The sequence below is a fragment of the Mucilaginibacter ginkgonis genome (assembly GCF_009754905.2).
In the GTDB taxonomy this organism is placed as follows: Bacteria; Bacteroidota; Bacteroidia; order Sphingobacteriales; family Sphingobacteriaceae; genus Mucilaginibacter; species Mucilaginibacter ginkgonis.
The window spans coordinates 2666791-2689164 of the sequence record NZ_CP066775.1 but is presented as its reverse complement, the minus strand read 5'-3'; the positions used below and the strand labels follow the sequence as shown (position 1 = coordinate 2689164).

20 protein-coding genes and 1 tRNA gene are annotated in these 22374 nt (G+C 44.3%); 15 read left to right on the top strand and 6 right to left on the bottom strand.

Annotation, left to right across the window (positions count from 1 at the left end):
• Positions 1–89: 89 nt before the first annotated feature.
• A complete protein-coding gene (locus GO620_RS12550; protein ID WP_157525699.1) occupies positions 90–509 on the top strand; it encodes a nucleoside-diphosphate kinase in 420 nt (139 codons plus the stop codon).
• Positions 510–669: 160 nt separating this feature from the next.
• Here GO620_RS12550 and GO620_RS12545 read toward each other — a convergent pair whose 3' ends face one another.
• Entirely contained in the window at positions 670–960 is a 291-nt protein-coding gene (locus GO620_RS12545; RefSeq protein WP_157525698.1) for a DUF721 domain-containing protein, read from the bottom strand.
• On the bottom strand, positions 953–2053 hold the full coding sequence (gene recF / locus GO620_RS12540; protein ID WP_157525697.1) for a DNA replication/repair protein RecF: 1101 nt from the start codon (positions 2051–2053) through the stop codon (positions 953–955). The genes GO620_RS12545 and recF overlap by 8 nt, the downstream gene beginning before the upstream one ends.
• Positions 2054–2192: 139 nt before the next feature.
• On the opposite strand from recF, the gene GO620_RS12535 reads away from it, so the two are divergent.
• From GO620_RS12535 to GO620_RS12510, 6 genes are all read left to right on the top strand, one after another.
• Positions 2193–2873, top strand: coding sequence for a tetratricopeptide repeat protein (locus GO620_RS12535; protein ID WP_157525696.1), 681 nt, complete (start codon positions 2193–2195; stop codon positions 2871–2873).
• A complete protein-coding gene (gene ribH, locus GO620_RS12530) occupies positions 2873–3370 on the top strand; it encodes a 6,7-dimethyl-8-ribityllumazine synthase (RefSeq protein WP_157525695.1) in 498 nt (165 codons plus the stop codon). The genes GO620_RS12535 and ribH overlap by 1 nt, the downstream gene beginning before the upstream one ends.
• 210 nt (positions 3371–3580) lie before the next feature.
• A complete protein-coding gene (gene ytxJ / locus GO620_RS12525; protein WP_157525694.1) occupies positions 3581–3910 on the top strand; it encodes a bacillithiol system redox-active protein YtxJ in 330 nt (109 codons plus the stop codon).
• 41 nt (positions 3911–3951) lie between these two features.
• Positions 3952–4830: a lipoyl synthase gene (lipA, locus tag GO620_RS12520; protein ID WP_157525693.1), complete on the top strand. Its 879-nt coding sequence runs from the start codon at positions 3952–3954 to the stop codon at positions 4828–4830.
• Between the two features lie 28 nt (positions 4831–4858).
• Positions 4859–5410 carry an RNA polymerase sigma factor gene (locus GO620_RS12515; RefSeq protein ID WP_157525692.1) on the top strand — a complete coding sequence of 184 codons (552 nt, stop codon included), beginning with the start codon at positions 4859–4861 and terminating at the stop codon, positions 5408–5410.
• A 1-nt stretch (position 5411) separates the two neighbouring features.
• On the top strand, positions 5412–6254 hold the full coding sequence (locus GO620_RS12510; protein WP_157525691.1) for an anti-sigma factor: 843 nt from the start codon (positions 5412–5414) through the stop codon (positions 6252–6254).
• 365 nt (positions 6255–6619) lie between these two features.
• Here the strand turns inward: GO620_RS12510 and GO620_RS12505 are convergent, their stop codons facing one another.
• From GO620_RS12505 to GO620_RS12495, 3 genes are all read right to left on the bottom strand, one after another.
• On the bottom strand, positions 6620–7927 hold the full coding sequence (locus GO620_RS12505) for a carbohydrate porin (RefSeq protein ID WP_157525690.1): 1308 nt from the start codon (positions 7925–7927) through the stop codon (positions 6620–6622).
• Positions 7928–8019: 92 nt separating this feature from the next.
• A complete protein-coding gene (locus GO620_RS12500) occupies positions 8020–8673 on the bottom strand; it encodes an HD domain-containing protein (RefSeq protein WP_157525689.1) in 654 nt (217 codons plus the stop codon).
• 52 nt (positions 8674–8725) lie between these two features.
• Positions 8726–8968, bottom strand: coding sequence for a helix-turn-helix domain-containing protein (locus GO620_RS12495; protein WP_157525688.1), 243 nt, complete (start codon positions 8966–8968; stop codon positions 8726–8728).
• Between the two features lie 175 nt (positions 8969–9143).
• On the opposite strand from GO620_RS12495, the gene GO620_RS12490 reads away from it, so the two are divergent.
• The 6 genes from GO620_RS12490 to GO620_RS12465 all read left to right on the top strand — a co-directional run bounded on the left by GO620_RS12490 (position 9144) and on the right by GO620_RS12465 (position 15733).
• Positions 9144–10526 carry a mercuric reductase gene (locus GO620_RS12490; protein ID WP_157525687.1) on the top strand — a complete coding sequence of 461 codons (1383 nt, stop codon included), beginning with the start codon at positions 9144–9146 and terminating at the stop codon, positions 10524–10526.
• Positions 10527–11411, top strand: coding sequence for an ABC transporter ATP-binding protein (locus GO620_RS12485; protein ID WP_157525686.1), 885 nt, complete (start codon positions 10527–10529; stop codon positions 11409–11411). It begins immediately after the preceding gene.
• Positions 11412–11852: 441 nt separating this feature from the next.
• Positions 11853–13427, top strand: coding sequence for an ABC transporter permease/substrate-binding protein (locus GO620_RS12480; RefSeq protein ID WP_157525685.1), 1575 nt, complete (start codon positions 11853–11855; stop codon positions 13425–13427).
• 1 nt (position 13428) lies between these two features.
• Positions 13429–14580: an ergothioneine biosynthesis protein EgtB gene (egtB, locus tag GO620_RS12475; protein ID WP_157525684.1), complete on the top strand. Its 1152-nt coding sequence runs from the start codon at positions 13429–13431 to the stop codon at positions 14578–14580.
• 7 nt (positions 14581–14587) lie between these two features.
• Positions 14588–15571 carry an L-histidine N(alpha)-methyltransferase gene (locus tag GO620_RS12470; protein WP_157525683.1) on the top strand — a complete coding sequence of 328 codons (984 nt, stop codon included), beginning with the start codon at positions 14588–14590 and terminating at the stop codon, positions 15569–15571.
• 90 nt (positions 15572–15661) lie between these two features.
• A tRNA-Glu gene (locus GO620_RS12465) sits at positions 15662–15733 on the top strand.
• A gap of 353 nt (positions 15734–16086) precedes the next feature.
• Here GO620_RS12465 and GO620_RS12460 read toward each other — a convergent pair.
• Positions 16087–17109: a metallophosphoesterase gene (locus tag GO620_RS12460; RefSeq protein ID WP_157525682.1), complete on the bottom strand. Its 1023-nt coding sequence runs from the start codon at positions 17107–17109 to the stop codon at positions 16087–16089.
• Between the two features lie 285 nt (positions 17110–17394).
• Between GO620_RS12460 and GO620_RS12455 the strand changes: the two genes are divergently transcribed.
• Together GO620_RS12455 and GO620_RS12450 are read left to right on the top strand one after the other, a co-directional pair.
• The gene (locus GO620_RS12455) at positions 17395–20508 is read left to right on the top strand and encodes a SusC/RagA family TonB-linked outer membrane protein (RefSeq protein ID WP_157525681.1); all 3114 of its coding nucleotides are present in this window, start codon (positions 17395–17397) and stop codon (positions 20506–20508) included.
• An 11-nt stretch (positions 20509–20519) separates the two neighbouring features.
• On the top strand, positions 20520–22061 hold the full coding sequence (locus GO620_RS12450; RefSeq protein WP_157525680.1) for a RagB/SusD family nutrient uptake outer membrane protein: 1542 nt from the start codon (positions 20520–20522) through the stop codon (positions 22059–22061).
• Positions 22062–22374: the final 313 nt, after the last annotated feature.

Below are 22374 nucleotides of genomic sequence, written 5' to 3'. Positions count from 1 at the left end.
ATGACAAAGGTGTTTGTTAAATTTTGTTAACCGTATTAATTATCAGCATTAAACGCTACCTTTGCAGCAATTTTAAAGGTATCATAACAATGACTACAAACAGAACATTTACCATGATTAAGCCTGATGCCGTTGCCAACGGACACATCGGTGCAATACTGGATCATATTGTTAAAGCAGGCTTTACTATCAAAGCCATGAAACTTACTGCCCTGACTGAAAAGACTGCCGGCGAATTTTACGCGGTGCACAAAGAGCGCCCATTTTATAAAGACCTTGTAGGTTTTATGAGCAGCGGCCCAATTGTAGCTGCAATCTTAGAAAAAGATAACGCGGTCGAAGATTTCCGTAAAGTGATCGGTGCTACAGACCCTAAGAAAGCTGACGCCGGTACCATCCGCCAGTTGTTTGCAGATTCTATTGAAGCAAACGCGGTGCACGGTTCAGACTCTGACGAGAACGCGCAGATTGAGGGTAATTTCTTCTTCTCTGCTTTCGAAAGGGTTTAAGTTAGCCCCACCTAAATCCTCCCCCGGTAGGGAGGACTTTGAAAATACGATGCCTCTGCCTTAATTGGTGGGGGCTTTTTCGTTAGTCGAAACCTCACATTAATCCTATTTAAAAATTTAAAAGTGACCTCTCCCCAACCCCTCTGCGAGGGAGAGGGGCTTACAAAAAAATAATCTCTTGAACGATAACGTCGCCGGCTTCTTCGTTGATCTTTTGGATGATCTGGCTGCGAATAAGCATTAGCTCGTTTTTGATGACCGACGATTCTATTTTAAGAAATAGTTTGCGGTCGCGAATAAAGAGTTCTTTGGTGCGGTTAGCCACAGACTTACCTACCAGGTCGGGCCAGTGCGCGGCTATAGCCGTTTCATCGAAGCGGCGTTTTATTTTATACACCTGCAGCATTTGTGCAATAGCGTCTTTTAACGTTTTGTCGTTAGCCTTACGCATCTACTTCGCCTCCCGCAACTTTAAATAAGGTATAATCTACCTTTATGCTGTCCATAATATCCGTAACGCGCTGCTGGCTGGTATCGGTAATAAATACCTGGCCAAAATTATGGTCAGACACCATTTGCATCAGTTTTGTAACGCGCAGCTCGTCAAGTTTATCAAAGATATCGTCCAGCAATAGCAAAGGCTTAAACCCTTTTTTCTGATTAAGAAAGGTATACTGCGCCAATTTTAGTGCTATCAAAAATGACTTTTGCTGACCTTGGGAGCCAAACTTTTTCATCGGCATACCATGTACGCTAAAAAGAAGATCGTCTCGGTGTATGCCGGCGGTTGTGCGCTGCATAACACGGTCTTTATCGGCTGTTGATCTTAACAGATCAGCTAGGTTCGCGGTTAGCAACTGTGACTCATACACCAGTTCAACCTCTTCGGCGCCATCACTAATAAATTTATAATGCTCGTTAAATATCGGGGTAAACACATCCATAAAAGCTTTACGCTTCTGGAAAATGCCGGCGCCCAAGACAACCAACTGATCGTCAAAAACCTCGAGGAGCCCGGCGTCGAAGCTGCGGTATATGGCCATCTGCTTTAATACCGCGTTTCGGTTTATCAGTACCTTATTGTAGGCTATCAGTTCGTCGAGGTATTTGTTATCGGTTTGCGATATCACGTTGTCGATAAAACGGCGGCGCTCTTCACTTCCCTCAATAATGATACTTACGTCGTACGGCGAAACCATCACCACCGGAAACAAGCCTATATGATCTGCCAATCGCTGGTAATCCTTTTTGTTGCGCTTAAATTGCTTTTTCTGATTTTTCTTTACCGCGCAGGCCACAATATCTGCTTTACCATTCTTCTCAAAGGTTCCGTTTACCATGAAGAAGTCGGTGCCCTGTTTTATTTGCTGGCTGTCAACCGGGTTAAAGTAACTCTTGCACAGGCACAGGTAATGTATAGCATCCAGCAAATTGGTTTTGCCAGCACCATTATTACCAGTAAAAGCGTTCACCCCGGCGCTAAGGTCTAACCTGGCTTCGGTATAGTTTTTAAAGTTAATTACTGACAGTTGCTGCAGGTACATATCGCGATTTCAAAGGTAACAGTTAGGCAATGCTTTTGGTAAGGTTATTAATTTATGTTGGCTTAAGTATTTAACTTAAAAGCTATTGTGTAGAATTTTTAAAACCGTATTTTTGCACTCCTGAATTTAAAAGTTTAAAATGTCAACTACTGAGACAAATACTAAGGCAGCAGAGCCGGTGAAAGAAGTGAAGCCAAACAGTGGCAGCTTTGTGCAAGAGAACCAGAAGAGCCTTATGTTTATTATAGGTGCTGTAATTGTGCTTGTAGCCATATACTTTGCTTACCAGAAATTATACCTGGCACCAAGGGAAGCTAAAGCTGCAGACCAGATGCACGTTGCTCAGGACGCGTGGGACAAAAAAGATTGGGACAAAGCCATTAAAGGTGATGGCAGCTACCCCGGTTTTGAAAAGATATTAGCCGATTACAGCAACACCAAAGCTGCAAATCTGGCCTACTACTATTTAGGTATGGCTTACCTTAACAAAGGTGAGTACAAAAAAGCGATAGATAATCTTAATGGTTACCGCGCCGACGATCAAATGGTGGCCAGCGAGGCTTTGGGTGGTATTGGTGATGCTTATGTTGAGTTGAAAGACTATGATAAGGCAGTAACCAACTTTAAAAAGGCGGCTGATAAAGCGAACAACAAATTCTTAAGCCCCTTCTACTTAAAAAAATTAGGTTTGGTTTACGAAGCGCAGAAAAATAACAGCGACGCGCTGGATGCTTACAAAAGGATTAAGTCTGATTATCCTGAAAGTACCGAGGCATCTACTATTGATGAGTACATTGCCCGCGTACAGGCTAAAATGTAATGGCAAGCAGGCTTAAAAACCTTTCAGACTTTTCTAATACAGAAATACCGTCAGCAGCGCCCTACCGCTTTGGCATTGTTACTGCCGAGTGGAACGCCGAAATTACCAATGCCCTTTACCAGGGAGCCTACGATAGCCTGGTAGAACATGGCGCCAGCGAAGATCATATTCATTCTTATCCAGTTCCGGGGAGTTTCGAACTTATTGCCGGTGCCGATGTTTTATTGAATAATATCGCTAATTTAGATGCAGTGATCTGCCTGGGTTGCGTTATACAAGGCGAGACCCGGCACTTTGATTTTATATGCAACGCCGTTGCAAACGGTTTGGCAAACGTGGCGTTAAAGCATAATAAACCGGTGATATTTGGCGTTCTTACCACCGATAACCAGCAGCAGGCAATAGACCGTGCCGGCGGCAAACATGGCAACAAAGGTGTAGAGGGCGCCGTAACCGCTATTAAGATGGCGCATTTGGCTAAGAGTATTAAGATCTGATAAAAGCTTTATATACAATGAAAAAGGTAATGGTTTTAGCAGTAGCTGCAGCAATGTTAATGTGTGTGGCACAATCATGCTCAAACAAGCTGTGTCCTGCTTACGGCAGCTACCACGGCAGGCGATAGCATTTTACGCAGCACTTACAATCAGCCGGCTTTAGGCGCGATTTTTGGGTTAAATTTGTATAAAATTAATAAACCCTTCTGCATGAAATGGATCGCGCTTGAGACTGAGCAACAACTGGCTGACATACAACAGCATCCCGGCTACAGCATTATATTTAAGCACAGCACACGCTGCTCTATCAGCATGATGGCCCGCCGCAAATTTGAAATGGACTGGGACCGCATCAATGAAGAAATCCCCTTGTATTTTCTCGACCTGTTAAAGTTCCGCAATATTTCAGCAGAGATAGCAGAACGTTTTCACGTACATCACGAATCGCCTCAATTATTGCTGATCAAAGAGGGCGAGTGTATCCTTGACCAATCGCATGGCGGTATCTCTGTTGATGAAACGCTGTTAATGGTGCAGTAAGCGCAGCCCGGTTTCCGTAGTTTTATTATTATCTTTGTTTGATGATCGATCTTCCGGTTATACCTGCTACACAGGTTGCACGCAAACCAGACTGGCTTAGGGTAAAATTACCTGTAGGTAAAGAATATGCCCATGTACGCGGACTGGTTGACACCCATAAACTGCATACCATTTGCGAGAGCGGTAATTGCCCAAACATGGGCGAATGCTGGGGCGCAGGTACGGCAACCTTTATGATCCTGGGTAATATTTGTACCCGGTCATGCTCGTTTTGCGCTGTAGCCACCGGCCGGCCGCTTGCGGTAGATATGGACGAGCCTTCGCGCGTAGCCAATTCGGTTAAGTTAATGCAGGTAAAGCATTGTGTAATTACATCTGTAGACCGTGACGACCTGAAAGATGGCGGTTCTATCATATGGGCAGAAACGATCAACGCCATCCGCCGCGAAAGCCCGGGAACTACGTTGGAGACATTACTGCCTGATTTTAAAGGGAACTGGGACAACCTTAAACGTGTAACAGATGTCGCTCCCGAAGTTGTATCGCACAACCTGGAAACCGTGCGCCGCCTAACCCGCGAAGTACGCATACAGGCCAAATATGATCGTAGTTTAGAGTGCCTTAGTAAAATATCAGAAGCCGGCTTACGCACTAAATCTGGTATAATGCTTGGCCTTGGCGAAACCGAAGACGAGGTTATTGAAGCCATGGACGATCTGCTGCAAGCAGGCGTACATATCCTTACACTTGGCCAGTATTTACAGCCTACACGTAATCACCACCCGGTGCTTGACTGGATTACCCCTGATACATTTAAGATGTACAAAGAGGTTGGTTTAGAAAAAGGGTTCAAATATGTTGAGAGCGGCCCATTAGTCAGGTCATCCTACCACGCCGAAAAACATTTGTTTGAAATGTAAGTTTTCATTACTACTTTCATTCCTTCATTTGAGCCCAAAACGTAAAATATCATTATCAGAGGAAGAACTGATAAATGCACTGCGCCACAGAGAAAAGATTGGTGCCGAAGCACTGTATGATATGTACTCCTCTTCTCTTTATGGTGTCATCGTTCGCATAGTGGTTGATACCGCTGTTGCCGAAGATGTTTTGCAGGAAACGTTTGTCAAAATTTGGCAATCATTTTCGGGCTATAGTGCAGAGAAGGGCCGCTTATTTACCTGGATGGTGAATATAGCGCGCAATCTGGCTATCGATAAGATAAGATCTAAAGACTTTAAGAATCAGAATAAAAACCAGGAGCTCGAAAATAACGTAACTTTTATAGACGAGCAAAGGAACACGGTTTACAAACCCGAATTGCTTGGCTTAAAGGATTTAGTACAGCAGCTAAAGCCTGAACAAAAGTCAATACTTGACCTGGTTTATTTTAAAGGTTACACGCATGTTGAAGTTGCAGAAGAACTAAACGTGCCGCTGGGGACCGTTAAAACAAGGCTGAGAATGGCTATTCAGCAGCTGCGAAAAAGTTTTAATTGAATTGGAAGACGTAAAAGCATATATCGAATCAGGCGTACTTGAGCTTTATGTTCTGGGGGTATTATCCGCGGAAGAAAAAGCACAGGTAGAGGCTATGGCTGCCAATAACCCGGCTGTGAAAGCTGAGTTGGGCGAGATAGAGCAGTCGATAGAACTTTACGCAAAACACAATGAGGTTGAGCCCGAAGATAGCTTACGTGACCGGATCATGAACAGCCTGGTGACCAATCTTGGCGACGACCGCATCTTCAAAACAAAACCGGCGTCTGAGCTTGAGGCGAAAGTGGTTACACTCACGCAGCAAAAGCAAAGCAACTTCTTTAAGTACGCGTTTGCTGCTTGTTTAGCGTTATTAATTTTAAGCGTTGCTGCTTTATATACAGTTTACAACAGGCTGCAAGATACACAAGGCCAGTTAGTGGCCGTACAGTTGCAGTCGCAAAAGTTTAGCAGCCGAGTTAATTTGCTGGACAGGGAACTTAATGTGTTAAGGGATCCTTCTTTTAAATTGATAAAATTAGGTCCGGGCCCGGCAGGTCCCGGCGCCGGACTTGCTGTAGCATGGAGCCCGTCTAAGAAAGAAGTGATGATCGATATGAGCCGCGCTAATAACCTTAAGCCAAATGATAAAGATCATTCTTACCAGTTATGGGCTTTAGTAAACGGCAAACCTGTAGATCTTGGCGTTTTTGATGTAACTGATAGCGCTAAAGATATGATAGAGATGAAATCTATCGACAAAGCCGACGCTTTTGCCGTTACCCTTGAACCACATGGCGGCCTGCCCGCACCAACCTTAACCAATCTTATGGTGATAGGTAAAACAGAAATTTCTGCGGAGTAATTATTGAGTTACCCTTATACAAGACGTCGCGGAGATAATTTCGAGACGTTTTTGTTGATAGGGTTTATCTTCCTGTCGTTATTGCGATACGTCAAAGGCGGAGAAGCAATCTCTTTGAGATTACTTTGTGAGGTTTGGGATTGCTTCGTCACAATGTTCCTTACAATGACGTTTAAAAGTGGATACGACACAGTTGTTTATGATGATCTTGTAATTGCGAGGCACGAAGCAATCCGAGCATAAAATCATTGATGATATAATGAGAAATTCCTCGCACTCATAGAAAGTCTCTCCATCAATTAACTCACTTTGTTACTAAGAATATGGGATGCCGAAACAAGTTCGGCATGACCTTAACGGATAGACTAAAACTCCACGTGCGCCCGTATGCCAAATACATTCACAGGTCCGCGGTCTTTGTTGTATGCCGGGTTTATAATAAATTGGTAATCGGGGGATAGGAATAACTTATGCTGATATGCATCAACTTTATAATAGGCCTCGGCGATCAGCTCGGTTCCGTAGTTTAGTTTGCCATCACCTATAATAAAACCATAGCCACCTGCGGCAAGGTAATCGCGGTGGGGTTGAGAGATGCCGTTGGCTACAAAAGCCAAACCCACTTCATCAAATTTACGTTTCCAGCTTGCACCGTTCAACACACCGCCAAAGCTGAATGAGCGATCTATCTCTGTAAAATACCAGGTTTCTGTTTTGCCGTCGTTATAGCTCAATTTTGCAAATATGCCAAAGTCTTTACTTAGGTTCTGTTCGGCGTTGATACCGAAGCCAAACTTATGCGCACCATATTTATTTACAGTATCTATAACCGGATTTACAGGCATAAACGCTAAAGCGTTTCTGTAATAGCTCATTTTGCCATTATTTAAAAATCCTAAAACCCGCACAGTTCCTTTTTGCCCATTTAGAGTATATCGGCGCTCATACTCTAAAGTATGTGTGTTCGCTTTTCCGATCTTCGCGTCCCATACCGAACCGTTTGCTTCTGTAGTTGACATGGTGAATGCGAAACGCAGGGCCCAATCCGGCTGGCCTAACTCTGCAACAGCACCCATTACGTAACCGCGTGTATTGGCCGGATAATCCCATGCGCCGTTGTCCATCAAACTCCAGTTCATGAACTGCGTACGTGGGTCATGGCTAAAAGCATTTTGGTCGAAGAAATCGGCCATGCCCCATTTACCAACGGTAATCGACAGGTATCGCTTGCTGCGCAAGCCGGCAAGCTGGTTGGCATCGTCTGTAAGTGTGTCTTTCTCTTTACCCCATTCAAAGTTTTGAGTAAGAAATAATCTGGCTATATAGATCTTAGGCTCAGGCGCGCCTACGCGAAAAGTTTCGCCATTTGGAAAGCCTGCTACGCCTAAAGTCTTGCTTAAGCCTGCTCCGCCGCTCATCTCGGGATTGAAATATGCTTGCGCACCCTTCCACAAACGGGCACCTCCATAAAAAGTAGTTGTCAGCGAGGTAGCAGTTTCAGATAATGGTGACATACTGTTATCGCCGGTATATTTGGCGCCAAAACCGGGCTTAGTTTGCGTAATTATCGTTTGCTGGAAATGAAAATTGAAACGCTGTTGTTTTAGCGTGTCTTGCGCATAAGAACTTTGAGCAACAAGAAAGAACGCGAATGGGAGTATTTTTTTAAGCATATATGAACTCACTAAAGTTAACAAAGCTAGGTAACCTCAGCAAACGTAATAAATTAAATTAGCCTAAACAAATTTTTAGGGATACCTAAAAATTATAATTCCCCATTCCATTCACTATAAAATTGATCGAGGTAGTGCAGCATGTAGTCGTGTCGCTGCTGGGCCATACGCTTACCCGTAGTGGTGTTCATCTTGTCTTTCAACAAAAGCAGCTTCTCGTAAAAATGGTTTATGGTAGGAGACGAGCTGTTTTTGTATGCTTCCCTACTCATTTCAAATTCGGGCGGGATGCCCGGATTGTAAAGTTCCCGCCCTTTGAATCCGCCATAAGTAAACGCACGCGCTATGCCAATGGCACCTATAGCGTCCAGGCGATCGGCGTCCTGTACTACCGACAATTCGGGCGAGGTATATTGCTGCCCGCCGATGTTTGATTTAAAGGATATATGTCTGATGATAAGATCAACTTTATCAATGACCTGTTCGCCGACATCATTTGCAGTCAAAAATTCTTTGGCTATGCGCGGACCAATTTCTTCATCGCCTCCATGGAATTTGGCATCTGCAATGTCGTGCAGCAATGCGCCAAGCTCAACTATCAGCATGTCGACATTTTCTGTAGCCGCAATACGTTTGGCGTTATTCCAAACGCGCAAAATATGCCACCAGTCATGCCCGGCTTCAGCGCCTTTTAATTTTTCCTGTACAAATGCTACTGTTTTAGCTATGATTTGTTGGTTTTCCATAATGCGGTTTATGCCGCAAATATAGTACGTCCCGGTTAGGATGGCCTTAGAGTTAGGCAGGGACTTTATCCTCGCTTAGCAACGTAACAACGTCGGTCTCCAACAGAGCAGCAACATGATATAAGCGCTCAAGCGTTATTTTAGTGTAACCGAGTTCAATCTTACTGAACGCGTTTTGCGATAATCCAAGTTTCATTGCAACGTATTCTTGCGTAAATCCTTTCGCCTCTCTTTTAAGGCGGAGGTTGTTTGCTATGCTTTTAATTTTGTTGGCTACAGTGTTATCTGCCGTCATAATTTATTTAGATGGTTTTGGAATAATTTACGAGACACGGATGAACTTGGTTTTGTGGTTTTAATTAAAGATTAAAAAATGTTCATCTCGTGAATTTCAGATTACAATTCCCGGGTCAAAGACCGATCCTGAAACATTTTTAGCTAATCCACCTTTTAACATTACAATTTATTAGATGAAGCATTACGACGCGATAGTGATAGGAGCTGGTCAGGCCGGTTCGCCATTGTCAAAAAAATTAGCCGGCGCAGGTAAAAAAACTGCATTGATAGAAAAAAAATGGATAGGCGGTACCTGCATTAATGACGGCTGTACGCCTACCAAAACCATGATCGCCTCGGCAAAGCTGGCATACCTTGCCGCACGCTGCAACAACTTAGGCGTTGATATAAAGGGTTTTAAGGTAAACCTGAAAGAAATAAAGAAGCGAAAAGATAAAATCGTTGAACACGCCCGCAACGGAAGTCAAGAAGCTATAGAAAAAACTAAGGATCTTGATCTTATTTTCGGCGAGGCACGCTTTACAGATAAAAAAACCATCACCGTTAAACTTAATGAAGGAGGGGAGGAAACTTTCACAGCCGATCAGTTTTTTATAGATACGGGAACAGCAACTGTTATACCTGATATTGACGGATTGCAAGACAGCGGCTATTTAACCTCTACTACCATCCTCGATCTCGAAAAAATTCCGGAGCATCTGGTGGTGATCGGTGGAAATTATATCGGATTGGAGTTTGCCCAGATGTTTAAACGTTTTGGCAGCTCGGTCACCATACTTGAAAGGGGCGCACGGATCATGGCCCGCGAAGACGATGACCTTGCCGAAGAGGTGCGCGAGATATTACTGGCAGAAGGGATAGATATCCTGACCGGCGTAAAATTGCAAAAGATTAAAAAAGGGCAGAAAGGCCTTACTGTTAAATTAATAGCGGGCAAAGATGAGACTCAGCTTAAGTGCAGCCACATATTGGTAGCCGCCGGCCGCGCGCCGCAAACCCGGTCTTTAGGCCTCGACAAGACAGGCGTAGAAGTGGATGACAAAGGCTACATTAAGGTAAATGATAAGCTGGAGACTAATGTTAAAGGTATCTACGCGTTGGGCGATGTTAAAGGCGGCCCGGCTTTTACGCACATTGCTTACAACGACTATACCATTGTTTACCGCAATTTGATAAAGGGCGAAGACCTAAATATTAAAGACAGGCCGGTACCATATTGTATGTTTATAGACCCGCAACTGGGCAGGGTAGGGCTTACAGAGAAAGAAGCGCAGGAACAGGGATATGATATAAAAGTTGCTAAATTGCAGATGGAACACGTGGCCCGGGCTGTTGAAGTTGGCGAGACCCGTGGTTTAATGAAAGCGGTTGTTGATGCTAAAACCAAGGAGATTTTAGGTGTGGCAATTTTAGGCGAAGAAGGCGGCGAAATTATGTCTGTAATGCAGATGGCCATGTTGGGCGGCATTACTTACGACCGTATACGCTACTGTGTGTTTGCCCATCCAACGTATTCAGAATCGCTGAATAATTTGTTCATGACCCTCGAAGAATAGATGATCACTGTACAGCACTTAAGTAAACATTACGGTACATTAAAGGCTGTAGACGATATTTCGTTTGAGGTTAAGGATAAAGAAAACCTCATATTGTTAGGCACTAGCGGATGCGGTAAAACCACTACGCTTAAGATGCTGAACAGGCTGATAGAGCCAACAAGCGGAGAGATTTTATTTGATGGCAAAAATATCAACGATCAGTCGCCCGAGGTGTTAAGGCGCGGTATTGGTTACGTATTGCAAAACACGGGTTTGTTTCCGCATTACACCATCGCCGAAAACATCGCAGTTGTTCCAAAATTATTGAAGTGGACCGGTACGCAGATCAAAGACCGCACGCATGAGTTGTTAGAGAAGTTACATCTACCGAAGGACAGCCTTCATCAATATCCAAACCAGCTAAGTGGTGGTCAGCAGCAAAGGATCGGTCTTGCCCGTGCTCTGATTGCGGATCCAGCTGTTTTGCTGATGGACGAACCTTTTGGCGCGCTGGATAACATCACCCGTTCAAAGATCCAGGCCGAATTTAAAGCCCTTGATGAACTGACCCGAAAAACCATTGTAATGGTTACCCACGATGTACAGGAGGCTTTTGAACTGGCCGACCGCATCTGCCTGATGGATAAAGGAAAGATTGTCCAAATCGGCACGCCGAAAGAATTACTATTTAACCCTGCGAATGAATTTGTTCGGGGATTTTTAGATGCACAACGCATGCAGCTGGAATTCAAAACTATCAGTTTACAAGATTTAAATCAACAAGTGGCGGGGTTTAGGGGGAATGACACAATATGGAATGTGTTGGAAAACCAAAAGCGGAAGGCAAATGATATCAAATTAGCAGAAGTGATGGCTGCTTACGAGAAATTCAAAAAAGCCTAGTCATGAAAAGCGCATTATATTTTCTAATATTCTCAATAGCTTTATTAATGCTGTGTAATTGCAGCCACGGGCATTTAATAAACAACGTAACTATAACATTAGTCGATCTTAATATGGAAACAATCGCTGATGTAAGCTGCAGCGATTTCGACTATTTATTTAATCAAGGTGAGAAGAAAATCAAAATATTGAAGTCGAACATAGAATTTTCTCAGTGTCAATCAACTTTGAAGCACTCACAATCGATTAAAAACTTAAAATCCTTCGATGTTCGTGGCAACATCGAACTGCAATTTGAGAATAAGAAAGAAAAATACTGCTTCGATAGGTTTGCTCGATTTTACTACAATGGAAGATATTTTTTTAATCGAAGGCTTTTGATATACATTGTTGAAAGGGGTTATGGCAGTCATCCTAAATATTTAGATACCCTTCATTGCAATGAGTGAGCGTCAGCAATCTTTATGGGCATTTATGGTGCAGGAAAGCGACAAGCTTGGTACCCAAACGCTGGAGCATGTGGGGCTTACATTCATCGCCCTATTGTTGGCTATTATCATTGGGTTGCCATTGGGCATTTTCATCGCCAGGCGTCAAAAGTTATCCGGCTTGGTGCTTGGTATTGCGGGCGTACTGCAAACCATTCCAAGCATCGCGTTATTGGGTTTTATGATCCCCGTACTTGGTATCGGCCCTAAACCAGCTATCGCGGCATTATTGATTTATGCTTTACTGCCTGTAATCCGCAACACTTTTACAGGTATAACAGGTGTTGATGCCTCTGTTAAAGAAGCGGCTACAGCTATGGGAATGAGCAAAGCGCAGATGTTAACAAAAGTAGAATTGCCGCTAGCCATGCCGGTGATATTGGCAGGCATCCGCACAGCGGCAGTGATCAATGTCGGCGTTGCTACCTTGGCATCGCTGATAGCGGCAGGCGGATTAGGCGAGTTCATCTTCGGCGGCATATCATTAAATAACACCAACATGATCCTGGCGGGCGCTATACCTGCAGCGCTGCTAGCTATACTTTTTGATGTGGTGCTGTCGCAAGTCCAAAAACTCAATGAGCGAAAGCTGAAGGTTGCAGTGAGAATAATTCCTGTTATTCTTATCCTTTTGTCTTTTTTCTATATCCTCCCTTCCGCGTACGCGGGGAAATTAAAGGCAGGCTTCACGCCCGAGTTTATGGGCCGGCAGGACGGCGACCTTGGCCTTAGGCAAAAATACGGCTTGGAGATTCATACCCTGGTGCTAAGTGATGCCATCATGTACAAAGCGGCTTACCAGAAGGAATTAGACGTCATTAGCGGATACTCTACAGACGGCCGCCTCAAAGCGTACGGACTAACTGTTTTAAAAGATGATAAGTCGATCTTTCCGCCTTATTATTGCGCACCGGTGGTGCGGCAGGGCGTGTTAAAGCGCTTTCCGGAGTTAGAGAAGACGCTCAATTTGCTGTCGGGACTGATAAACGATTCCGTGATGACGGAGCTGAACTATCGCACGGATTATTTGCATCAAAGCCCGCAAAAGGTGGCTGAAGATTTTCTGAAAACCAAACAACTTTACAAACCTGCCCGGAATGGTACAGGCGATGTGGTTCGCATCGGTTCAAAAATATTTGGTGAACAATACATCCTTGCCGAAATGTACAGCATGCTTATTAAAGGTAACACCAATTATAAAGTGTCTACCAAAACAGGATTAGGCGGGACCAAAATATGCTTTGACGCTTTGACCAATAACCAGATAGATTTGTATCCGGAATATACCGGCACCGCTTTGCTGGTGATGCTGAACCCGGATAAGAAAACCGTCGACAGCGTATCGCACAACCGCGACCAAACTTATAACTATGTTAAAAGCCAATTTATTGAACGTTATGGTTTACTTTGGCTTAAACCTATTGGTTTTAACAACGCCTACGCGTTAATGATGCGTCAAAAACAGGCAGATGCTTTAAAGATCAAAACAATTTCTGATTTGAAACGATATTTGGATACCCGCAACTAAAATGACTTTAAGCGACCGTTATAAACAAGTTCGTCGGCGCAGCGAACTTATATGCAGCCCGCTGCAGGTAGAAGATTACGTAGTTCAGCCTATAGTTGATGTAAGTCCGCCCAAATGGCACCTGGGACACACCACCTGGTTTTTCGAAACCTTTATTCTGAAGCCTTATTTTATGGGCTATCAGGATTTTGATCCCGATTACAATTATGTCTTCAACAGCTATTACGAAACTGTAGGTGCACGGGTGATCCGCACAGACCGCGGCAATTTAAGCCGCCCCACAGTGCAAGACGTTTACAAGTACCGCGCTTATGTAGACGAAGCCATGTACCGTTTCTTGTGCGGAGATATCTCGCCCGAACTAAATGAGCTGATGGTTTTAGGCTTCAACCACGAGGAGCAGCACCAGGAGCTTTTGTATTACGACATTAAATATATCCTTGGCCATAATCCGCTATTCCCGGCTTATGATGCTAATTATAAATCGTTAAAGATTGAAAAGTCTGGAAGCGATACGTTCATTTCAATCCCCGAAGGGATTTATGAAGTAGGTTTTGCAGGCGAAGGTTTTTGTTTTGACAATGAACTGAACCGCCATAAAGTTTATCTTAACGATTATCAGATCAGCCATAACCAGGTAACCAATGGCGAATTCCTTGAATTTATTGAAGCCGGCGGTTACCTCGACTTCCGCTATTGGCACGCCGAAGCCTGGGACTGGGTTAAAACCAATGCCATAGCTTCGCCTTTGTACTGGCACAATATCGATGGTCAATGGTACAACTACACCCTGCGCGGTCTGGAACCCATTGATCTGGATGAACCTGTTATGCATGTAAGTTACTATGAGGCTTATGCCTATGCCTCATGGAAAGGCCTGCGCTTACCAACAGAATTTGAATGGGAGGTTGCTGCTAATAAATTTAAATGGGGCAAAAGCTGGGAATGGACAGAGAGTTCTTACCTGCCTTACCCCGGATTTGCCAAAGCTCCGGGCGCCCTCGGCGAGTACAATGGCAAATTTATGGTGAACCAGAAGGTACTTCGCGGGGCATCTGAAGGTACCCCACCAAATCATAGCCGCCCAACTTACCGAAACTTCTTTCATGCCAGCTCGCGGTGGCTGTTTAACGGCATACGCTTAGCTAAGTAAAACTATAATGGACCACACATCTACCCAGACGATACCGGAACAATCTAAAAGCGCCAACCAGCAGTTTTGCGACGACGTACTTGCAGGACTGACAGCTATGCCAAAGCACCTGGACAGCAAGTATTTTTATGATACTGCCGGCGACAAGCTATTTCAGCAGATCATGGCCTGCGATGAATATTATCCGACTGAATGTGAGATGGAGATATTTACACGCCAGACAGCCGATATAGCAGAGGTTTTAAAAGGTGATGGCTCGCCCTTTAACCTTATTGAGCTTGGCGCAGGCGATGCTACCAAATCTGTTAACCTGTTGCGCGAATTACTAAACAGCGGTACAGATTTTACCTACATGCCTATCGATATTTCGCCGAATGTAATCTCACAGCTGGAAGACACCTTGCCAAAAGCATTGCCTTCTTTGCAGATTGAAGGTTTCCCGGGTGAGTATTTCAATATGCTGAAGAAAGCTGCCTCTGCCAATGGCAAGCGAAATGTGGTTTTGTTTTTAGGCTCAAATATTGGTAACATGCCGGTGAGTGATGCTGATTTCTTTTGCAAGCTGCTGCATGCGCACCTTTCGTCGGGGGATATGGTTTTTATCGGGTTCGACCTGAAGAAGAACCCTAAAGTAATTTTAGCCGCATACAACGACAGCCAAGGTATTACCAAGCAGTTTAATTTAAACCTGTTGACCCGGATTAACAGGGAGTTGGGCGCCGACTTCGATCTGCCTAAGTTTGAGCATTACCCTATTTACGATCCCGAAACAGGTTCGTGCCGGAGCTATTTATTTAGCCTGGTAGAGCAGCAGGTAAATATCTGCGACGAGTCAATAAGTTTTGCCAAGAACGAACTGATCTATATGGAAGTGTCGCAAAAGTACAGTGTTGATGAAGTAAAGGAGATGGCAACAAAGGCAAACTTCACCTCGGTAACAGATTTCTACGACAGCCGTGGTTGGTTTTTAGATACTATCTGGGTGGTATAAAGCAGGTTATAAAGGCCCTGCAAAAAAATTGAAATTAGATTTTTGAAGTAATCATCAAAAACATATCTTTGCAACTCCAAAAAATGATTTGGCCCGTTCGTCTAGGGGTTAGGACAGGAGATTTTCATTCTTCAAACAGGGGTTCGATTCCCCTACGGGCTACGAAGCCTCCAATGAAAGTTGGAGGCTTTTTTTATTTGAAGATTTTCATTCTTCAACAGGGTTCGTCCCGATAGCTATCGGGACCCCTACGGGCTACGAAGCCTCCACGAAAGTTGGAGGCTTTTTTTATTTGCAGATTTTCATTCTTTAAACTGGGTTCGTCCCGATAGCTATCGGGAACCCTACGGGCTACAAGGCCTGCAGCGAAAGTTGAAGGCTTATCTTATTTGGAGATTTTCATTCTTGAATTAGGGTTCGTCCCGATAGTTACCCTTAAACTGCGTCTGAACTGTTAAGCTTGGAATAAATGGATTGTATTTTTGATGAACGGAGATAGTACTTCTCTCTGTATACTAATTGAATAAAGAGACAGTAAATTTGCTGTCGCCGTCGGTCTCTTCCTCATTTGTATAAGGCGAAAATGTCCTCACACTTAACTCGTTCTTTTTAACAGAGAATTTGTACAGACGCATTAAACCATGCCCGCCATTAGCGCGACTTTGGTAGTCACTCAAAAACGTTTTAACGGTATGCCCATCAAAGGTATCTGTGCGATATCCTTCACCGTTATCGCCAACGTGCCCGCAAAGCATCATAAAAAGATTTGGGCAATCTTTCAAATGCGCATATATGGCTTTACCCTGTAAATCAAATTCTCCCTGTGGGGTATTTGATCCTGCCACAGGGTTAAAGTGCATGATAGAATGGCTTACCACAATGCCTTTCCTATCCGCATATTTTTTAAGTATTCCATTGGCCCAGTTATACATGTTGTCCTGATCTTCGTTAAACTGGTCATACTCTAAAAACACTACTATAAAGTCTTTACCGCCAGCGCTAAACAGATCATAATGGCTATCATTATTATTACCGTAGTGTCCGCCATAATAAGGCCGTCCTTCAAAATGGCTCACGCCAAAATATTTGTTGTAACCATTTGTTGTCCCTTTAACAGGGTATTGCGACGGGTATTGATCATGGTTACCAACAGCCATACCGTACGGTATGCTTACCGGGCTTTCTAATTTATAATAAGCTTTTTGCGCCAGGTACCATTCAGAACGGGCGGTGGCGGGGTTGTCGCCGTGTTCTGTGATATCGCCCATTTGGGCAACGTATGCTATATTTTCTTTTTTCTGATTCTTTGTTATCCAATCTATCTGTGCTTTTAGCATATCGAAATTGCCACCTAGTTGCGCCTGTGCCAGATAGTATTGCGAATCGGGGATAACGGCTATACTAAAGTCGCCCGGCTGCACAACAGCAGCCGTTCCAACGGTCGACAATGTGTCCGCCGCTTTTTGATTATATAGGCCCTGAGCCCTGCTGCTTTGCAGAACTGATACGGATAATATTAAAAGAAGAATTTTTTTCATCAGATAGAAGGATTGATTTGTTGGTGTCGCGGGCAAAACTATGATTCGATACGTTAACCATGGATTAATAAAGGATAAAATAATGTTCTACATATATACTTATTGTAACACAAATGTTAACTAATGGCTACAAAACCTTAACAAATTATTAAGCCCGTCCGAACATCATAAGCCCACTTTTGCTCGCGGTAACAGTAACCTTGTTGCTACCTGTGCCTTTAAGAGCAACCCCGCTCATTCAGGCATAGGTTAATTCACATTTACACGTGGTTTTTAATTCACTTTATGAAAAAACTGTACTTCTTATTTTCGTTTTTTAAGCGTGTCGCGCTTGTCGCAGCCTTGCTTATTTTGTCTGTTGCTGTGCATGCGCAACAAAGTGGCACCATCCGCGGCCTGGTGTCAGACAATACAGGCGCTTTGCCCGGTGCATCTGTTACCGTACCCGGCTCAGGTACCGGCGCTGTAGTTGACGGCACAGGGCATTACAATATCCGCATAGCGCCGGGAACTTACACGGTGGTAGTAACATTTATAGGTTACGCTAAAAAGGAGTTTCCGGGAGTAGTTGTCGCCGCAGGTAAAGAAACAACCTTAGATGTGCAAATGGGTGCCGGTGAAGGTAACCAGCTGCAGGAAGTAAACATTAGCTACGGTAAACAACGCCGCCGCGAGATCACCGGTGCTGTAGCGCAGATAGATGCGGCACCGTTACAAGATATGCCTGTCCAGCAATTCGCCCAGCAATTAGAGGGTAAAATAGCGGGCGTATCTGTGGTACAAAGCAGTGGCCAGCCTGGTCGCGGCGTTGACTTTCGTATCCGTGGCGCGGCATCGTTCTTTGCTGATAACCAGCCGTTGTTCGTGATCGACGGTTTGCCCATTACAGGTAGTATCAACAACATCAATCCGGATGAGATAGAGAGTTTTACCGTGCTAAAAGACGCATCTGCAACCGCTCTTTATGGTTCAAGAGCAGCTAATGGGGTAGTGCTCATCACAACCCGCCATGCAAAGCCTGGTGACAATAAAATAGAGTTTAACGCCAATTACGGCGTACAAAAAATACCGGGCAATAAAGTGCCCAGGGTGATGAACGCGCAGGAGTACGCGCAGTTTATGAATGAGCGCTATGCAGATATCCGCACTTATGAGAACCCTGCTACAGCAACACCAACAGAATACCTAAACCCGGCACAGTACGGCGAAGGGACCAATTGGTATAAATTGCTAACCCGCACAGCACCTATTCAGAATTATGATCTGACTATTCAGTCAGCAACGGAGAAATCATCGTCTACAGCCATTATAGGTTACCAGGAGCAGCAAGGCGTTTTGATCAACACAGGCACAAGGCTTTTTTCGGGCAGGTTCAATAAAGACCTGATCTTAGCAAATAATAAAATAAAAGTGGGCGTAAACTTTGCACCAAGCTATCGCCTGGATCACAATAACCGCCTGAGTACAGATGGGGTTGGCGGTCTTTTTGAAAGGATATTTGAAGCAAGTCCGTTAAAATCGCCATATAATGCAGATGGAAGTTATCAGCGCGATACATATTCCCCGGGCATGGTGGCTTACATTAATCCGCTGGCGCAGTTCAACCTAACCAATGATGATTACAAGACAACCCGTATCTTGGGTAATGCTTATTTTAACTACGAGTTCCTCTCGGGCTTGCAATTGAAATTGAATGGAGGTGTTGATAAAGGTAACGAGACCCGCCAGTATTATCAATCGGGCGTAGTAAGCTCAACAGTTAATAACCCGACAGGCACCAGCAGTTCTGTAGACAATGGTTCTTATACCGCGGAGGCCAACCTTGATTACAACAAGACTATAGGTAATCACCATCTGGCCGTCCTGGGAGGCTATTCTCTTCAAAAGTTCACTCAAAACTCTAACACGTTAACGGGCTTAGGTTTTCCGAATGATGACATTCAGTATTTAACCGCTGCAACCAGTGTTACCGGTAATAGTTCATATACTTCTTATTCTTTATTATCTGCCATTGGCCGTATCAACTACGATTACAAAGGTAAATACCTGCTTCAAGGCGCTATAAGGAATGACGGTTCTTCGCGTTTTGGCGCTAACCAGCGCTATGGTACATTCCCTTCTGTATCTGCAGGCTGGGTGGTAAGCGATGAGAAGTTCATGGAAAAATTGAGTTTGATCGACTTGTTTAAAGTCCGTGCAAGCTATGGTGTAACAGGTAATAATTTCTTCCCGTCGGCAAGTAACTATGCCGCACAGTCTACTACTGCTAATTACTATTACAACTACAATGGTACTATTACCCAAGGCACAACCATCAGCAACCTGGGTAACGCTAATCTGCAGTGGGAACGTAGTTTACAATTTGATGCAGGTTTTGATCTGACGCTCTTGAAGAACCGCATTACATTTACTTACGACTACTATCACAAAATATCTGACCACCTGATCCAGACCCGGCCATTGCCAACCTCGTCAGGCTTTAGCTCGATATTGGATAACGTTGGCAAGTTAGAATTCTGGGGCCATGAGTTCACGTTAAACACAGTAAATATTGTAAATAAGGACTTTAAGTGGAATAGTTCATTGAATATCTCTGTCGACAGAAACATTATCAAAAATCTGGTAGATCCGGGCTACATCCGTAGAAACAATACCGTATCTTCAGACTACTACCGCCAGCAGGTTGGCCATCACCTTGGTGAGTTTTACGGCTTTGTTTTTCAGGGATTGTATAAAGACGCGGCTGACCTGGCCAATTCGCCGAAATACCTTGCAACAGCTACCAATCCTAATGGCAACTCTGATATAGGTACCATAAAAGTTAAAGACATCAATGGCGACGGTGTTATTGATGACGTTAATGACCGTACATTCATAGGCGACCCAACCCCTTCATTTACAGGTGGATTTACCAACTATTTCAGCTTCAAAAAGTTCGACCTTAGCCTGCACACCTCGTTCTCTGTTGGCGGAAAGATACTTAATGCCGCTAAATGGGCTTACCAAACCAACCTTGATGGTTCACGTGTGCCGTTGGCAGCAGCTGCAGACCGTTGGAGGTCTATAGAGAATCCGGGTTCGGGCATCTATCCGCGCACCAAAACAGGAACTACAGCCATGGGCCGCCAGGTAAACAGCCAGTGGGTAGAAAATGGCTCTTACTTCGCCATAAAGAATATATCGCTTGGCTACACGGTTGACCTTAAACATGCTTACGGTTTCAAAAGCATTAGGTTCTACGGTTCTGTACAACAAGCCTTTGTATTTACCGGCTATACCGGCATGAACCCCGAGATCAATTTCGCCGGACAAGATCCGACGCTGGGTATTGGGATAGATGAAAATGCTTACCCGGTGCCAAGAACATTTTCAATAGGCTTGTCAGCAACAATTAAATAAGAAATACTACAATGAAAAAGATATATACCATAGTTATAGCACTCTTAATTACGGCAGTGTCTTGTAAAAAGAGCTTTATAGAATTGGCACCCGAATCATCATACACAGATGCCAACTATTACCAAACAGACGGGCAATTTAAGCAAGCGGTTACGGCTACCTATGCACCCCTTAGAGATGTTTTGAACAACGACTTCCTGTTGTCAGAAATGCGTTCTGATAACAGCTTTTACCAATCTAAATTGAGCGACCGCGGTACGGCTTATGTATTTCGTGAGAACCTCTCAGATTTTTTGGATGCGTCAACAAACTCATACGTCGCCTCTGAATGGCAGTACCTGTACCAAGGTATTTCAAGAGCAAACATTGTTATCTCACGATTAAAAACGGCGACAGCAGTTCCGGCTGCGTCTGCAGCAAACTATGACGGCCAGGCAAAGTTTTTACGTGCGCTTAACTACTTTAAACTGGTGCGCTTATTTGGCGGGGTGCCATTGTTTCTGAACGAAGTAAAAACACCTTCTGATGCTTTTTTACCGCGCTCATCTGCAGACGACGTGTATAAGCAGATTGTAGCAGATGCTACTGATGCGATAAGCGAACTTGCTGCCCCTTCGAAATTTCCGCAAACAGGCGAGGCTACTAAGGGCGCCGCTACTACTTTACTTGCCGATGTTTACGTTACGCAGAAAAGATGGGCCGATGCTGAAACATTACTCAATACACTTTCAGGTATGGGTTACAGCCTGACGCCTAATTATGCTGATGCCTTTTTGCCGGCCAACAAAAACGGCAGGGAATCTATATTTGAGGTACAGTATCTGGATGGTACCGTTACCGGGGCCACACCTAACCCGCTTCCTTTTTATTTTTTACCACGCAGCACCAGTACGGCGTTACTTACAGGCATCGCTATAAACAATAGCGCAACCGGGGGCCTGAATACGCCAAGCCCCGACCTTATTAGCACTTACGAGAGCGGCGACAAGCGTCTTGATGCTTCTATAGGCATTGCTGAGGGTGCTTACAATGCCAGTGATCTGTTTACCTATTCGGCTGTCAAAAGCGTGGTAGGATACACAACCCCACCGGCGGGTAAAGTGGCTGTGCCGTACATAAAGAAATATCTGCATTCGCCGTTAACTGCCGTAACAGGTTCTGCAGACGATTTTCCTATTTACCGCTACTCAGAGGCTCTATTATTATTAGCTGAAGCGCAGAATGAGCAAGGCAAGTCGCCACTATTGGCACTAAACGCGGTACGTAACCGTGCGGGTCTGGCTGCGACTACTGCGACGGGCCAAGCCGCATTACGCGACGTGATTTTACACGAGCGCCGGGTAGAACTTGCTTTTGAAAACAAACGCTGGCATGACCTGGTGCGCACCGGGACAGCTATAAATGTGCTGAATGCCTACGGCGCTAAACTGAAAACGCAGTTTAGCTATTTGCCAACAAGTGGCCGTGTAGTGACAGATTTTAGGTTGCTATACCCGCTACCTCAAGCCGAAGTGGGTTTAAATACCCAACTGACACAAAATCCGGGCTATTGATTAGTAAAAAATCACTGTTATAAGAAAGTTTATCATAATTTATTAACAGGGGTTCGATTCCCCTACGGGCTACAAAGCCTCCGGCGAAAGTTGGAGGCTTTTTTATGTTTGATACCAAAAGTGTCACATGTGACACTTTTCCCTAGAATACTGACTTTCTAGTATCTGACTTGATTTTGTCAGCGTCCTAAAAAGTTGATTATCAAGAATGCATGATCGTGTCAGTGTTTCAGATTTGCCTTTTTTTCTTAAAAAGTGTCACACAAGTGTTTCAGGTGTTACACTGGCAAATTGCTGTCAACGGGAAAACAAA